At 46.4% G+C, this 15,646-nt stretch carries 16 protein-coding genes; 11 read left to right on the forward strand and 5 right to left on the reverse strand.

The annotated features are described in order from the left end of the window. Window positions 1-34: 34 nt before the first annotated feature. The 5 genes from CW749_RS02960 to hpaC all read right to left on the reverse strand — a co-directional run bounded on the left by CW749_RS02960 (window position 35) and on the right by hpaC (window position 4,684). Window positions 35-1,159, reverse strand: coding sequence for a lipase family protein (locus CW749_RS02960; RefSeq protein WP_101110479.1), 1,125 nt, complete (start codon window positions 1,157-1,159; stop codon window positions 35-37). An 11-nt stretch (window positions 1,160-1,170) separates the two neighbouring features. After that, window positions 1,171-1,680, reverse strand: coding sequence for a carboxypeptidase-like regulatory domain-containing protein (locus CW749_RS02965; protein ID WP_101110481.1), 510 nt, complete (start codon window positions 1,678-1,680; stop codon window positions 1,171-1,173). Window positions 1,681-2,454: 774 nt separating this feature from the next. Next, window positions 2,455-2,688 (reverse strand): hypothetical protein, encoded by a 234-nt coding sequence (locus CW749_RS02970; RefSeq protein ID WP_101110483.1) that lies wholly within the window; start codon window positions 2,686-2,688, stop codon window positions 2,455-2,457. 266 nt (window positions 2,689-2,954) lie between these two features. Then, window positions 2,955-4,124, reverse strand: coding sequence for a p-hydroxyphenylacetate 3-hydroxylase oxygenase component (locus CW749_RS02980; RefSeq protein ID WP_101110490.1), 1,170 nt, complete (start codon window positions 4,122-4,124; stop codon window positions 2,955-2,957). A 50-nt stretch (window positions 4,125-4,174) separates the two neighbouring features. After that, on the reverse strand, window positions 4,175-4,684 hold the full coding sequence (gene hpaC / locus CW749_RS02985; protein WP_101110491.1) for a 4-hydroxyphenylacetate 3-monooxygenase, reductase component: 510 nt from the start codon (window positions 4,682-4,684) through the stop codon (window positions 4,175-4,177). A 254-nt stretch (window positions 4,685-4,938) separates the two neighbouring features. Here hpaC and hpaH point away from each other — a divergent pair, with 254 nt between their 5' ends. The 11 genes from hpaH (at window position 4,939) to hpaA (ending at window position 15,601) form a co-directional block, all read left to right on the forward strand. Then, complete coding sequence (gene hpaH / locus CW749_RS02990; RefSeq protein ID WP_101110492.1) at window positions 4,939-5,742, forward strand: 2-oxo-hept-4-ene-1,7-dioate hydratase; 804 nt, start codon at window positions 4,939-4,941, stop codon at window positions 5,740-5,742. A gap of 44 nt (window positions 5,743-5,786) precedes the next feature. Next, window positions 5,787-6,578: a 4-hydroxy-2-oxoheptanedioate aldolase gene (gene hpaI / locus CW749_RS02995; RefSeq protein WP_101110493.1), complete on the forward strand. Its 792-nt coding sequence runs from the start codon at window positions 5,787-5,789 to the stop codon at window positions 6,576-6,578. A 25-nt stretch (window positions 6,579-6,603) separates the two neighbouring features. Further along, complete coding sequence (locus CW749_RS03000; protein ID WP_101110495.1) at window positions 6,604-7,293, forward strand: fumarylacetoacetate hydrolase family protein; 690 nt, start codon at window positions 6,604-6,606, stop codon at window positions 7,291-7,293. Beyond that, window positions 7,290-8,060, forward strand: coding sequence for a fumarylacetoacetate hydrolase family protein (locus CW749_RS03005; protein ID WP_101110496.1), 771 nt, complete (start codon window positions 7,290-7,292; stop codon window positions 8,058-8,060). The genes CW749_RS03000 and CW749_RS03005 overlap by 4 nt, the downstream gene beginning before the upstream one ends. A gap of 2 nt (window positions 8,061-8,062) precedes the next feature. Continuing rightward, window positions 8,063-9,586 carry a 5-carboxymethyl-2-hydroxymuconate semialdehyde dehydrogenase gene (gene hpaE / locus CW749_RS03010; protein WP_101110498.1) on the forward strand — a complete coding sequence of 508 codons (1,524 nt, stop codon included), beginning with the start codon at window positions 8,063-8,065 and terminating at the stop codon, window positions 9,584-9,586. Continuing rightward, a complete protein-coding gene (locus CW749_RS03015; protein WP_101110499.1) occupies window positions 9,587-9,970 on the forward strand; it encodes a 5-carboxymethyl-2-hydroxymuconate Delta-isomerase in 384 nt (127 codons plus the stop codon). 57 nt (window positions 9,971-10,027) lie between these two features. Then, window positions 10,028-10,879 carry a 3,4-dihydroxyphenylacetate 2,3-dioxygenase gene (gene hpaD / locus CW749_RS03020; RefSeq protein WP_101110501.1) on the forward strand — a complete coding sequence of 284 codons (852 nt, stop codon included), beginning with the start codon at window positions 10,028-10,030 and terminating at the stop codon, window positions 10,877-10,879. A gap of 202 nt (window positions 10,880-11,081) precedes the next feature. After that, window positions 11,082-12,527, forward strand: coding sequence for an NAD-dependent succinate-semialdehyde dehydrogenase (locus tag CW749_RS03025; RefSeq protein WP_101110503.1), 1,446 nt, complete (start codon window positions 11,082-11,084; stop codon window positions 12,525-12,527). 155 nt (window positions 12,528-12,682) lie between these two features. After that, on the forward strand, window positions 12,683-13,981 hold the full coding sequence (locus CW749_RS03030) for an FAD-binding oxidoreductase (RefSeq protein WP_101110504.1): 1,299 nt from the start codon (window positions 12,683-12,685) through the stop codon (window positions 13,979-13,981). A gap of 133 nt (window positions 13,982-14,114) precedes the next feature. Continuing rightward, window positions 14,115-14,477 (forward strand): cupin domain-containing protein, encoded by a 363-nt coding sequence (locus CW749_RS03035; protein ID WP_101110507.1) that lies wholly within the window; start codon window positions 14,115-14,117, stop codon window positions 14,475-14,477. Window positions 14,478-14,557: 80 nt separating this feature from the next. Beyond that, window positions 14,558-15,601 carry a 4-hydroxyphenylacetate catabolism regulatory protein HpaA gene (hpaA, locus tag CW749_RS03040; RefSeq protein ID WP_101110509.1) on the forward strand — a complete coding sequence of 348 codons (1,044 nt, stop codon included), beginning with the start codon at window positions 14,558-14,560 and terminating at the stop codon, window positions 15,599-15,601. The last annotated feature ends 45 nt before the right edge of the window (window positions 15,602-15,646 follow it).

Below are 15,646 nucleotides of genomic sequence, written 5' to 3' on the forward strand. Positions count from 1 at the left end.
TTACTAAAAAGTCGCCATGTGGCGACTTTTTATATTAAATGGAGTTGAGTGCACTTCTGACAGCATTCAATAGTCTCTTCGTCATTAGAGTAAATACCCATTTAACAAATTTGTATGACATATCCCGAACTTCAATACCAGCTCTACCTGCGAAAACCAACATATGCCCTAAGATGCCCTTAGTTTGCTCGGCAAATTGACTAGATTTTTGAGCTATAGTACTCAAATGTCTAGCCAAAATGTCGTGGATAGTTAGTAATGGAAGCATTGCCGATTGTAAACCTAATCCGACTCCAGAGTTTCTTAAAAGGGTAATCACGGCACCGATTATTTTATCTTTCCATGTTTCATTAAATGCCGCTTCTTTTCTGCGGTTGTAATCTAAAACCACTCGCTTATTAAAATACTTTTTGGAAACCTTTTGTAAATTGCTCCAGCTTTCAGATTTTGCAGTATTCACATACCCTGGATTGCCAGTAGAGGCCAACTTATGTGTTGATGGTACAACTCCAACACTCGCATCTAATCTATATTCTTCACCAGCGTGAATAAATGGCCATAAAGGAAACATTGGAACAGGATCAGCTCCATGCGTACATCGGTATGTTTTGTCAATTTTTTTATTAGCATATCCGAGCATACCGATTCTCGGTGTGCCAAATGTGTATAGATTAACTTTTAACGAATACTCTGCCTTAAGCCAGTCTGCAAATAATGAAGCTATCGCTCCACCTAAACTATGACCCACACAGTGGACTCTAGAAGGTAGTGTTTTTCTCTTTGATAAATAGCTGCGAATCTGAGGTTTTATGGAGTTATATAAATTTACAAAGCCTGCGTGAGCAGCATGCCCATTAGGTGATCCTTTTAAGCCTACATTCGCATCAGCTATTATATCGCCGAGTGTATCAGTACCTCGTATTGCTATAACAATATCTGATTTGTAGCTCTCTTTACCTTCACCTATCAGAGCGAAGCCCGTTGTTTTATTTCCAAAGATTGAAAGCAAACCACCAGTTTTACCTACGTATGATCTATTTTTATCATCAAATGAAAATGACTTATTGACATATCGAGGGACAAATACTGATTTACTATCTAATAAGTCATACGGAAGCAATGCTATTTGAGAAGCTAATTTGGGAGAGATTGATGACATTTTAGTTCCTTCTAATATTTACCTGATTCGTTGCTTCCCTTTAGCTCACAGACACTGTGAACTTCATAGTCATTGCTATCTATAGAGAAAATGAAGTACTTTAATTCTGAATTGACATCACATGTAAGGTTGGACAGATTACTAGTCATGAAAGGCTTCAAACGATAACCAGCTGTCATCGTCCGCCAAATTTTAATGTTTTTATCTTCGATATCAGTATCAATTGAGACACTAACCAATTGCTCGTCAAACACACCAGGGCTATTTAGTTTATTAACCACCACCTCGTCAAAATAAAAGTTCCCATTTTGGTCAGTGATACTTTGATGAACCAGTGTGTCTCCCATAGCTCCAATTGCTAGCTCAATAACGGCACCTGCTATTGGAGAGCCTTCGGATACAAGTTTTCCATTTATTTCGGGAGTAAGTTCAAATCTATTTTTTTTTATCAAATTACCTTCCTCTGCTTTGATAGACCCCAAAAATAAAGTGGATAGAATAATAAAGCATAGTATTTTCATTGTATTGAGCCTAAAAAGTTACAAGTCTACATGTGAGCTTTAGCTTGACCATATTGTTTTTCCTCATATTCGGTAGGCTTCATAGATAGCTGAAACTGACTTTCTTGATAGTTACACGGACCGATGAGCTTCTTGCTACCTAGAAGAAACAACGAGCATTCCTATAAAAGGAAATGTAATAGTTGCACTAAGTTGAATTGAAGCTACCAATGAGATGCACACAAATTAGTTACACAAGGGTGAGATTAAGGCTGAGTTTGCGAATAGAATCTCGCTAAACCTTTAATGGAGTTAAAGAGTTAATGTAAGCCACTTTAGCTCAATTGAATTCAGCAATGAGCTAGCAAAAATTGCTAGTTCAGATTAATTAAATGCTAGTTTTATCTCATACCCAATAGCGAGTTAAGCTGATAAGAAAAACGGTAAAAAAAGCAGGAACGCAGAAAAGAAAAAAGCGACACATAAAGATGTGTCGCTTAGCAAAATTTAGTAAGGCTGAAACTAAGCCAACCTTGCCATAAGCTATAAATTACACTGGAAGCAATGTGAGCAATGTCGTGTCAAAGAAATCCAGATTCGATTCACCATTACTTGAAAAAGTGCAGAGCTAAATGACTCAACTCTATGACAAACCGTTTCTTTTTCCCTTCCGACAAGGCAAACAATAATCATTCTCATTTGGGTTGTCAAACACTTTGTTGATAATTATTCTCATTTAATTATCAAGCCATAAAAGTGGCACCTTGCTTCCTAAACATTACATGCTGTCGCTTGCTATAGAGTCTCTCTAGAAAAATCAACCACACTATCACCAAAGATCTCTACAGCCTGCGTAACAAGTGGTTTCATCAGTAATCTTAACTCGACGAGATCATTGCCATAATCCGCGATTTCATCATCATTTTCAGATGTGTTGCACATTTTTGCCCACTTATTCTCAAGCTCCAATAAGGCTTCAAGAACAAACCGAGTATCCGCATTATCTAATTCCAATTTAAGATTTTTCAAACAACTTTTCCTTCCTTCTTAAATACTCGAGTGGTGCTCAACGCTATTTATTCTAGTAAGCCTTTATACTTTTCAGTCGGCAAAGTCTTCATTGCTTGGATCGCAACTTGTTGCTTCGATGCGATTCATTTCTCAATTCAATGTAAATCTAAAGAAAACTCAATTTCCAAAAAAACGCGGCTCGCTTCGAATGAAAAAGCGAGCCGCGGTGGAAAAGGCGAAGCCTTATCCAAAGCTAAATTGAGTTTTCAGCGCTGTAAGGTGGCTTAAACCATAGAAGGGTCTGGGTCTAGACCCATTAGTTCGCGACCAAAGATCTGAGCACATACATCGTAATCGGTATACGCGTGCGCGCCTGTCATGTGTGAGTCTCTGAATAGACGTTGGGCTTCGTTATCTTCAAACCATGAATTACCACCCATTGCTTCAAACAAACGGTCTACGGATTCAATACACATTTTTACCGCGTAGGCTTGGTTAGTACGCCAATGCGCCAGTGTTTCGCGATCTGGATAGCGTTTTTGTTCGCCGTGCTCTTTGTGTTCTTCCCACGTTTTTTCTAAGAAAGCTCGCGCGGCGTTTACCTGGTGTGTGGATTCAGCAAGACGCATTAATGCAGGCGTAGCACCACCAACGTTCACCCCTGTATAGGCGCGTACACGGTTTTTGGTTTTCTCTTTAAATACTTCCAGCATACGCTCTGCAATGCCTAGGCTAATCGCTGAAAAGCCGCAAGCAAAATATGGGCGATAAGGCGCGTAAAAGATTTTGCTGTCTGGGTATAAATCAAACCCTGCCGACTTCCCTTCCATCATATCTTTCGCCGCTTCAATACGATGCTCTGGAATGAACACATCTTCGATGATCAGTGTTTTTGTGCCACTTGATTTCATGCCAGCTGCAAACCAATCGTCTTGTATGCTGTATTCGCTGCGCGGTACTACACCAAATGAATAGATTCGCTCACCTTGAATACCTTCACGCCAAAAACCAACGATCGCCCATTCAGCATGGTCGCAACCGCTACTCCAACGCATATGCCCATTGAACAGAACGCCGCCTTCTACTTCTACCACTTTACCAAAAGGAGCAATACTGCTGCTCGCTGTCGCATCAGGGTTCTCACCCCAGAACTCTTCTTGTGCCTGCTTGGAAAACATCGCCATTTGGTGGCTGTGAGTAGAAAGTAAACTTGCCGCCCACGCAGTACCGCCACACGCGCCCGCCAAAGCGGCAACGCAATTGGTGAATTCAGGCAAAGACACTTCCAGCCCACCGTATGCTTTAGGCTGTAAAGCGCGGTGAAAGTTAATGCTTTTTAATAAGCGTATGTTCACTTCAGGTGGCGTTCGGTCTCGCTCTGCCATCGCAGCATTTTCGGCAATGGTTGGAAGAATTTTATTCAGCTCGTCGAGTAAAGGGTTATTTGTATTCATAGTTGTCTCACATTATTGGATTTTTCAAAGAAGTGTTGGTACTTTCCAATTTAAGCAGCCTTTGCTTCACCGGTTTTTACGGTTCTAAATTCTCTGTTAAAATAAATAAGCGCGTCTTTACTTGAATTAATATCAATATTTTCTATTTCCACAAAAAATACAGAATGGGTTCCAACTTCACTTACGTTTTTAATTTTCCCTTCCAAATTCGCTATTGCTCCTTCGAGTTTAGGCACACCTTTTTCTGTTAATTTCCATTCAGGCAGGGCAAATCTTTCTTCCATCGGTAGCTTGGTCATGCCCGCAAAGTGATAAGACATAGTCTCTTGATCTTCACTGCATATATTTATGCAGATATTTTGGTTTTCACAAAACTTATCATGGCTACCGCTTTGCTGATTAACGCACACTAACATAGTAGCTGGAGAGTCACTCACCGAGCATACCGCTGTTGCAGTAATGCCCCCTAGCCCAGCTTGACCACCTGTAGTCACAATGTTCACAGCTGCAGCAAGGTTTGACATAGCATCTCTAAATTTCTTTTGGTTATCCTGTTCCATTTCCGTATTCCCTTCTAGTGTAGGATTGCATTTCCATATTAGATAAAGGGAGATATATAGATATGGCTTTTTCTTTTAATGGATTGCACTTTTCAATAAGAGATTCACATCAAAATAAATTAACTTAATGAATTTAATAAAAATATAACTTATGAATAGTCCCACCTAACCATTTCCGACATTTTCACTTCTAGATTCTATTTGTTATAGATAAATAAAGAACAAGCAAAATAGAAAATAAATAAGGAAGTAGCATGCTCAAAAAGGAAGAAATAGAAAATGCCGCGCAGAAGCTTTATCAAGCTGAAATAAATCGCCAGCAAATTCCAGCCCTGACACTCTCTCACCCAGAGATGACCATGGACGATGCCTATGCCATTCAAAAAACTTGGGTGGATAAGAAAATCGAAGGCGGAGCACAGGTGAAAGGCTACAAAATCGGGCTGACATCGAGAGCCATGCAAATGGCGGTGAACATTGACCAACCTGATTTTGGGGTATTACTGGATGACATGTTCTTCCCTGATGGCGCGCAGATCCCAGCTGGCGATTTTCTCGATCCTCGCATTGAAGTTGAACTGGCGTTTGTTCTAAAAGCCCCGTTAAAAGGCGAGAACGTCACTATTTTTGATGTGCTTAATGCCACCGATTACGTTGTGCCCGCCATTGAGCTCATTGCGGCTCGTTGCCACAGAACCGATCCAGAAACAGGTTACACCCGCAAGGTTTACGACACCATTGCCGACAACGCCGCCAATGGCGGAATCATTATAGGTGGACGCCCTATTCGTCCAGACGAAATGGACATTCGCTGGGCGGGTGCCGCGCTTTATCTCAACGGTCAAATTGAAGAAACGGGACTGGCTTCTGGTGTGCTTGGTCACCCTGCAAACGGCATCTGCTGGGTATGCAAACGCTTTGCGCCACATGGCATTGGGTTGGAAGCAGGACAAGTCATCCTTTCTGGCTCATTTACCCGTCCCGTTGCAGTAAAAGCGGGCGATACGGTGCATGCCGATTACGGTCCGTTAGGCGGCATATCGGTGTCGTTTGTGTAGTGGTGCTGATGAAAATAGTGGCACAGGTATAGGCAGGAACAACTATGAAAAATCAATTTAAACACAAACTCTCCAACCACCAGCTGCAATGGGGGCTATGGCAAGGCTTGCCCGACCCAACTGCCGCCGAAATCTGCGCGGGTGCGGGCTTCGATTGGCTGCTCATCGATGGGGAGCATGCCCCGTTTGAACTTGGAGATGTACTTACCCAGCTGCGAGCGATTGAACCTTACAACACGTCCACCATTGTTCGACCAGCAGAGGGAAACACCACGGTGATTAAGCGCCTCCTCGATATTGGCGCACAAACGCTTCTAATACCGATGGTTGATACTGCTGAGCAAGCACAGTCGTTAGTGTTGGATTGTCGCTACCCACCTCAAGGACGTCGCGGCATGGGAAGTTCGCTAGCGCGAGCGGCACGCTGGAATCAAATTCCGGGGTACGTGCACAGCGCCAATCAAGAAGTGTGTTTACTGGTTCAAGCGGAAACGCAAACCGCACTGAACAACTTGGAAGAGATCGTAGCGATCGAAGGCATTGATGGCGTATTCATCGGCCCTACCGATTTGTCCGCTTCCATGGGGCACGTTGGAAACCCCGATCACCCAAAGGTGGTTGCCGCTATCGAAAGTGCGATTTCCACTATTCGAAAAGCAGGGAAAGCCGCTGGAATTTTGTGCCTCAACCCAGCGAAAGCGCAGCACTACGCCGATTGTGGTGCGAGTTTTATCGGCATTGGTGTGGATACTTTGCTGCTATCGAATGGTGCGAAAGCACTGGTTTCTCAATTTAAAGGACAACAAGACACCGCCCCAAGCGGAAGCGGTTATTAAAGGCTTGCAGACTTAAGGATTCAACATGACGATTTTACCCAACAGCCAGTCCAAACTGGTTTGTGTGGCACTGAACGACAAGCGCCATCGCCAAGAATGGAACGACAAATTTCAGCAGCCACCCTACAAAGCGCTGCCAACCGAGCCAGTTCTGTATTTCAAGCCCAGAAATACATGGAACAAAGACAATTCGTTAATACCGGTAGAAAAAGCGAACGCTTCACTCGTAGTCGGAACCAGCCTTGCGCTACTGATAGGCAAACGCTGCCAGCGCGTGAGTCGCGACAATGCTCTGAGCTACATTTCCGGCGTCAGCGTGGTGCACGATATTTCCTCACCGGAAGAAAGTTACTACCGCCCAGACATTCTTGGAAAAGGCATCGATAAATCCGCGGCGATGAATGGCAACTGGCAACCGGCGAGCATACTTGCCTCATCAGCGAGTGCGATTTCATCATCTCCTGCTCCATCATCGACGATTGTCTCCACCAAAATTAATGGCAAATGGCGTGGCGATATTTCCACAGAGCATTTTGAAACCGACATTCTCGAACTGATTGAACGTATCTCTTTCATCATGACGCTAGAACCAGGCGACATCATTGCCCCGTGTTTTCATGGCGAGCGCATTGCCATACGGGCTGGCGACAAAATTGAATCCAGCATTAATGGCCAGCACCACCTCACTAGCCGCTTAGGGGAGTACGCCCAATGAGAACTGCACGAATCATTAAAGATGGCAAAACCCTGAACATTACCATCGATATGAATGGTCAATTTATCGCACCAGATGGCAACGTCGTGTCAAAAGACAACATCTCATGGCTTTGCCCAGTAGAAAACCCAGGGACGATTTTCGCGCTCGGTCTTAACTACGCGGATCACGCTTCAGAATTGGCCTTTTCTGCCCCAGAAGTACCGCTGGTTTTTATTAAAGGTGCCAACACGCTTACAGGACACGAATGCCCAACGTATCGCCCAGACAATGTGGATTTTATGCATCACGAATGTGAGCTGGTGGCGGTGATTGGCAAGAAAGGCAAGCACATCTCTCGTGAAGACGCGATGGACTATGTCGCGGGTTACACCATTTGTAATGACTTCGCGATCCGCGACTACCTTGAGAATTACTACCGCCCCAACCTGAAGGTGAAAAGCCGCGATTCCCTTTGCCCTATCGGTCCTTGGCTGGTGAGCAAAGATGAACTGCCAGACGTCAGTAACCTGTCACTGGAAACCAAAGTGAATGGCGAAGTGGTTCAAACCGGTAACACCAATGGCATGATTTTCAGCATCCCAGAGCTGATTGAATACCTTAGCCAAACCATCACATTGCAACCAGGCGACATGATTGCAACCGGTACGCCAAAAGGGCTGAAAGATACCCAACCCGGTGATGTGGTTGAGTGCTCTATTGAAGGGCTGGGCACGTTAACCACGCACATGGTCAGTGAAACGGAATACTTTGAAAGCAAGGATTAAGCATGACAACTCTCGATACGCAAATTACCAAAGCCAGACAATATCTGGCGCGTTTTAAGACCGACACACTGGGTCACTTCATTAATGGAGAATGGACGCTAGGAACGGGTTCCGACACCTTTGAAAACCAGAGTCCAATCAACAATAAACGTCTTGGTACGGTAGTGAAAGGAACAGAACAAGACGTGAACCTCGCCTGCACTGCAGCGCAAAGTGCCTTTGAAGAATGGTCGGGGCTTTCTGGTGCAAAACGTCGCCAAATCTTACATAAACTCGCGGATGAAATAGAACGCAGAGCAGAAGAAATTGCACTCGTTGAATCGGTGGATTGCGGGCAAGCATTTCGCTTTATGAAGCAAGCAGCTGTGCGCGGCGCAGCGAACTTTCGCTTCTTTGCAGACAAAGCCCCAGAAGCGAAAAACGGCGACTCTTTGTTTCAAGACGCGCACACCAACTTCACTGTGCGCACCCCTATTGGTCCCGTAGGTGTGATCACCCCATGGAACACCCCTTTCATGTTGTCGACATGGAAAATCGCTCCGGCACTGGCCGCTGGTTGTACCGTCGTGCACAAACCTGCTGAGTTCAGCCCACTCAGCGCCGCTATTTTAGCGGAGTGTGCCGAAGCTGCTGGGCTACCGGCAGGCGTTTGGAACATGGTCAATGGGTTTGGTGAAGTGGCTGGTAAAGCACTTACCGAGCACCCTACGATCAAAGCTGTGGCTTTTGTTGGGGAAACCACTACAGGCTCCATGATTCAAGCACAAGGTGCAGCCACATTAAAACGCGTCCACTTTGAATTGGGCGGTAAAAACCCCGTTTTGGTGTTCGACGATGCCGACATGGAACGTGCCCTTGATGCGGTAGTTTTCATGATTTACAGCTTGAACGGCCAGCGCTGCACCAGCTCCAGCCGCTTGATCCTTCAATCGTCTATCAAAGATGAATTCATCGCGAAGTTGAAACACCGAGTGAGCTTGCTAAAAGTCGGGCATCCACTAGATCTCGATACCGAAGTCGGCCCGCTTATTCACCCAACGCATTTAGAAAAAGTCACCAGTTATCTGGAATCTGCCAAGCAGGAAGGAGCCGATGTCGCTCGTGGCAACGTGTCGGAATTGGCACCAGAAGAGGGGTATTACTTTGCTCCAGCGCTGATCACTAACGTGAATAACGAAATGAAAGTCGCGTGTGAAGAAATCTTCGGACCTGTTTTATCGGTGATCACCTTCGATTCAGAAGAAGAAGCCCTGCGCATTGCCAACGATACCCAATATGGCTTGGCGGCGTACATCTGGACAGGCGACACCGGTCGCTCGATGCGATGTGCCCACAAAATTGAAGCGGGCATGGTGTGGGTCAACTCTGAAAACAACCGAAACCTCCCTTCTCCCTTTGGCGGCGTGAAAATGTCGGGTGTCGGTCGTGATGGTGGCGACTGGAGTTTCGACTTCTACATGGAAACCAAGAACATCTGTATCGCACACGACCAGCACACGGTGCCTAAATTGGGTAAGGAGGGCTAAATGCCTCACTTTATTGTCGAGTATTCCGCCAATTTGGATGGCGATGTGGATTTTCCTGATCTGTTTGAACAGCTCGCCAATGTTGCTCAAGAAACGGGGGTGTTCCCATTAGGGGGCATCCGCATTCGAGCGCACCGCTGCGAACACTTTCGAGTGGCGGAAGGCGACCCTGAAAATCGGTTTATTCAATTGACCATCAAGGTGGGTACAGGCAGAAGTGAAGAAACACTCATAAAAGTGGGCGACACCCTACACGCCTTCTTTACTGAGTATCTTTCTTCCCTTTTCGATACCCGATACCTGAGCTTTGGGCTGGAGCTAACCGAGCTTCACCCAACTTTGAATTACAAGAAAAATAATATCCATCAAAAACTGGCCAAGTGAGCACAACGCTGGCATCGCTGGCGTACCAAAAGTGAATGAAACACAAGGAGAATGATTATGGGTGAATTGGTTATAGCAGCCAAAATTACACACGTCCCAACCATGTTGATGTCGGAGCAACCTGGGCGTCTATTTGGTTGCCGACAACAAGCCATCGACGGACACAAAAAGTTGGCAGCCATGGCAAAAGAACACAATGTCGATACGTTGGTCGTGCTCGATACCCACTGGTTGGTCAATGCGGGCTATCACGTCAATTCAAATAAGAAATTTGAAGGGATCTACACCAGCCACGAGTTCCCTCACTTTATCCAAAACCTCGCTTATCACTACGATGGCAACCCAGAATTAGGGGACGCTATTGCAGAAAAAGCGATGGCGAAAGGCGTTCATACCCTATCCCACCAAGTGGAAACCTTGGATTTGGAATATGGCACCCTTGTACCGATGCGGTACATGAATGAAGACAGCCATTTCAAAGTCGTCTCTATTGGAGGTTGGTGCGCGGTGCATAGCATCGAATCGTCACGTCTTGTTGGCGAAGCCATTCGTGAAGCGATTGAGGAAAGTGACAGCCGAGTCATGTTGCTGGCGTCGGGCTCCCTTTCCCACCGGATTTGGGATAACGAAGACTACGAAGCCAACAACGGCACCTTCACTATTTCCAAAGAATTTAACCGCCAAGTCGATCTGCGCGTGTTGGATTTATGGGCACAAGGCGAAATCAAAACCTTCCTAAAAATGCTGCCTGACTATGCCGAACTGTGCTCTGGCGAAGGCGGCATGCACGATACCGCGATGCTGTTTGGTGCATTAGGTTGGGATAACTATGAAGGTAAAGGCACGCTCATTGGCGAGTACTTCCCGAGCTCGGGTACAGGGCAAGCGAACGTGCTGTTCTCTTTATAAAGCCATTCTCTTTATAAAGCAGTTTTTTTATACGGCCGTCTATCAAATGAAGTGCCCTCTCTTAGCCAGAAGTCACTCTCTGATCCAATGACCTTTCTTTGATCCAGCAAGCGATTGCTGAATCACAGCTTCACTACGCCCATCTCCTGCTTTGAAAATAGTCAGGCGAAGGGCGAATCTACCTTTTTCTAAGGAGCGCCACATGAAATTGAACGATCCAACTCTATTAAAACAAAAGTGCCTGATCAACGGGGAATGGGTAGGTGAAGGTGATCAATACCAACCTATTTGCAACCCAGCCAACCAAGAAGCGATTGGGTTCGTTCCTTGCTTTGGAGCTGATGAAACCCATCAAAGCATTGAGGCGGCAGAGCGAGCACAAAAAAGCTGGAAAGCGCAAACCGCCAAATCCCGTTCTTTAATTCTTCGCCGCTGGTTCGAATTGATGCTGGAGAATCAAGACGATCTCGCCACGATTCTCACCTCGGAACAAGGAAAGCCGCTTGCAGAAGCCAAAGGTGAAATCGCTTATGCGGCAAGCTTCATCGAGTGGTTTGCAGAAGAAGCCAAACGCACCTACGGCGAAACCATTCCAAGCCACAAACCCGATGCTCGAATCGTCGTAACAAGAGAGCCCATTGGCGTGGTCGGGGCGATTACACCTTGGAATTTCCCAGCGGCCATGATCACCCGAAAATGCGGCCCTGCATTGGCGGCTGGTTGCGCAGTTGTACTTAAGCCAGCACCAGAAACCCCACTCACCGCTTTGGCATTGGGCGAACTTGCCATTCGAGCGGGCTTACCTGCCGGTGTACTCAATATCGTGACTGGCGACGCTGTACAAATTGGCGGCGCGTTAACGCAAAGCTCCGTAGTTCGAAAAATCAGCTTCACTGGCTCCACAAACGTTGGAAAGCTGCTCATGAATCAATCTGCCGACACCGTGAAAAAGCTGTCGCTGGAATTGGGTGGGAATGCTCCTTTCATCGTGTTTGACGATGCGGATTTAGACGCCGCGGTCAGCGGGCTCATGGTAGCCAAATACCGAAATGCAGGGCAGACCTGTGTGTGTGCGAATCGGATTTACGTACAGCGAGGCGTTCATGATGCGTTTGTGGAACGTTTCAAAGCCGCGGTGGCTAAGTTAGAAGTCGGCGATGGGATGAATGGTCACGTTCAAATAGGCGCCATGATTAACAAAAGTGCGGTTACTAAAGTCTGCGAACACGTAAGCAACGCATTAGAGCAAGGTGCGACATTGGTATCGGGCTCTGCCACCCCACCCAATGACTTGTTCCTCCACCCTATGATTGTGACCGACATGACCGACGACATGCGTGCTGCCAATGAAGAAACCTTTGGCCCTCTGGCGGCGATTTACCCGTTTGATACTGAAGAAGAAGTCCTTGAGCGTGCGAACCGCTCTGATGTAGGGCTCGCCGCGTATTTCTATACCCAATCGCTCGCCCGTGCGTGGCGCGTTGGAGAAGCATTGGAAGCGGGCATGGTTGGCATCAATGAAGGGCTAATTTCTACCGAAGTCGCACCATTTGGCGGCATTAAAGCATCCGGCCTAGGGCGTGAGGGGGCAAGGCAAGGTATTGAGGATTATCTCGAAACCAAATACATGCTCATGGGCGGATTATAGAATTTTTCAATGAAATTCAGCGCTTTGCCAGGCCTCATCCCGATGGTTGATATAGACCAATCTCAAAACTTGGCTAAATGGTAATTAGCCCTCCCAACGACTATTGAGTTTGGGTCTGGAACCAAAGACAGAATGGAAATTAGAAGAACAATATTATGGAACATTTAAATTCTCTTACTTACTACGCTGCTACCAAGAAATACGACTTGTCGTTTCCGACATTGAACAATGATCTTGATGTGGACGTCGTGATCATTGGTGGTGGCTTTACGGGCATTAACACCGCTTTGGAACTGGCAGAAAAAGGCATCACCAATGTTGCCGTCTTGGAAGCCAAACACCTTGGTTATGGTGGTACAGGCCGCAACGGTGGTCAGATCATGGCGGGATTAGGTCACGATTTAGACACGGTAAAGAAGCACGTTGGCAAAGATGGGCTCGAAGAACTTTTCAAGCTGGGCAACATCGGCGCAAGCATCATTCGTGAGCGCGTAGAAAAGTACAATATCGATGCGGATTTTTGTCAGGGTTACGCGTATCTGGGCTTTAACGGTCGTCAGGAAAAAACGCTGCGTACTTGGATGGACGAGTTTAAAAAAGCCACGCCCGACGAAGAAATCACACTGCATACTGGATCGGAAGTGCAAGACGTTATTGGTTCACCAGCATACTCGTGCGCGCTGAAACACATGGGTGCAGGGCATATTCACTCGTTGAACTTGCTGCTTGGCGAAGCAAAAGCTGCCTCTGAATTGGGTATCTCTATTTACGAAAACACCCAAGCGCTGGATGTGGAATACGGTGAGCAAATCAAAGTACGTACTGCTAAAGGCACAGTCACTGCGAAGAAACTCCTGTGGGCATGTAATGGTTTTTTGCAGGGCATGGAACCTCACTTACATCAGCACACCATCAATACCTATGCCTTCCAAATGGCAACCGAGCCACTCAGCGACGAGATGATTGAACGCATCAGCCCGATTCGCGGTGCCTACAGCGACATTCGCCCGGTTATCGATTACTACCGAGTCACCAAAGAAAACCGCCTGCTATTTGGTAGCGCGACACGCTGGGTCGAATACATGCCGAGCGATTTAAAGGCATGGAACCGCAAACACATGCTGACGATTTTCCCATACCTGAAAGACGTGAAAATCGACATGGCGTGGGGTGGACCGCTTTGTTGTTCCGCCAATCTGTTTCCTCAAGTCGGAACACTTGAGGGACACGACAATGTGTTTTACGTACAGGGCTATTCAGGCTTCGGCGTAACCCCAAGCCATATTGTTTGCAAAGTGTTAGCAGAAGGGATGAGCGAAAGCACCGATCGCTACAGCTTAATGAGTTCAATACCACTGACACGTGTCATCGGAAAGGATGTTGCCCGGCCATTGCTCGTGACCAGCGGCAAGCTTTTCCACCAAATCTCGGGCTACTGGATGGGCAGGCGCTAAATCGCTCTTCTCACTGGTACACGTTATTAACCGATACATGCAACTAACCAATACGTTACTAACCAATACACAATTAAAACACGTGCTTCACCAATAAATACGCTTATAAAAGTCAACGAAAAAGGAAATACCAATGAAACCTATTCTATTGAATCAACCTCTGCCTGAAATGATGTCTGTCGGCAGTGTCGAAAACCTTGGTTCAACCGTGATCTCTGGTTCACCTCAGGCTGAGGTAGCAATGATTTCAGGCACCCCCGAAGACGCATTGAGCTGCGGTTTGTTTGGCTGTACAGAAGGCGAATTCAGTATGCAATACCCCTTCACAGAGCACGCTACGGTTTTGGAAGGCGAAGTCGAACTTACCAATGAAGAGACAGGCGAATCCCACACTTACAAGCAAGGCGATTCTTGGTTTGTAGAGCAAGGCACAAAAGTGCGTTGGCACATCCGCACGCCCAAGTTTGTAAAACACTACTTAGCAGTTGCTCAGTAAAGTTTGACGCTTCTCTGCTGGTTCTCCCTTAACCATTCGCAGACATAAGCATCAGCAGAGAAGCATTTTTCGGGGGATTTATGAGTCCGACAAACACCAAAAGCATCACGCAAGCTAATTTAGCTCAAACCAATGCGGTGCAAGACAATGCCGCACTAGCTAATGTCGCAAAAAACAATGTCGCAAAAGACAATGGCGCGCAAGCCAATGTTACGCAAAAGAATATAGCGACATCACGTATTCCGAATATCGATATCGGACAAGCGTATGACCGACGCTATATCGATAGCGAAGTTCACTTCGAACAGATACAGAACCTGGCGGATTTCTTCGGTCACGATATGCCGGTGCATTATCACGATCGCTTCTATCAAGTGCATGTAGTGATGTCGGGTAACATTCGTTTACAACTGGATAACCGCACCTATCAGTGTGAAGGTCCGGTACTGTTTTTTACACCGCCCACGGTGCCGCATGGGTTCACTATCTCAACGGAAACGGAAGGCTATGTGCTGACCATTCGACAGCAATTCGTATGGCAAATACTCAGCCAAACGTCCGCTTTAAACGACAAAGGATTGCTTGCCACTAAAGGAGTGTGTATTCCGCTTGGTACTCATAAAGCGTCGCTTAATCGAATTCTTACGTTGCTTGCCTTGCTAAACGATGAATACAGCAACGACCGCACGGAAAAAGCTAAGGCGTTGTATTCGTTGGTGCGCTTGGTTTTGATTGAAATCATTCGTATGTCAGACGAAACCAATTCGGCGTCTTCTGTTCGCGATATTGATGCTCAAATATTTCACCAATTTCACAAGCTGATCGAAGCGCAGTTTGTCCACCATTGGACATTATCCCAATACGCCAGCGAGCTGTGTGTGACCGAATCTCGGCTGAACAGCATTTGCCAACGCGTAAGCGAAAAATCGGCGAAACGCTTGGTTAACGAACGGGTTTTACAAGAATCCAAACGTTTGATTGGGCTTACCCAAAAACCCATTACCCAAATTGGCTACGAACTCGGGTTTCACGACCCTGCTTATTTCGCTCGCTTTTTTCGCCGGATGTCTGGCGTAACCGCAAGCAACTACCGGGAAAGCCAGCAGAAACCATCGGCAGGGTAACCCCCCAACGATTGCTGTACTTTCAATCAACATCAGGAGATTTTG

The organism is Vibrio sp. vnigr-6D03 (genome assembly GCF_002835515.1).
In the GTDB taxonomy this organism is placed as follows: domain Bacteria; phylum Pseudomonadota; class Gammaproteobacteria; order Enterobacterales; family Vibrionaceae; genus Vibrio; species Vibrio penaeicida.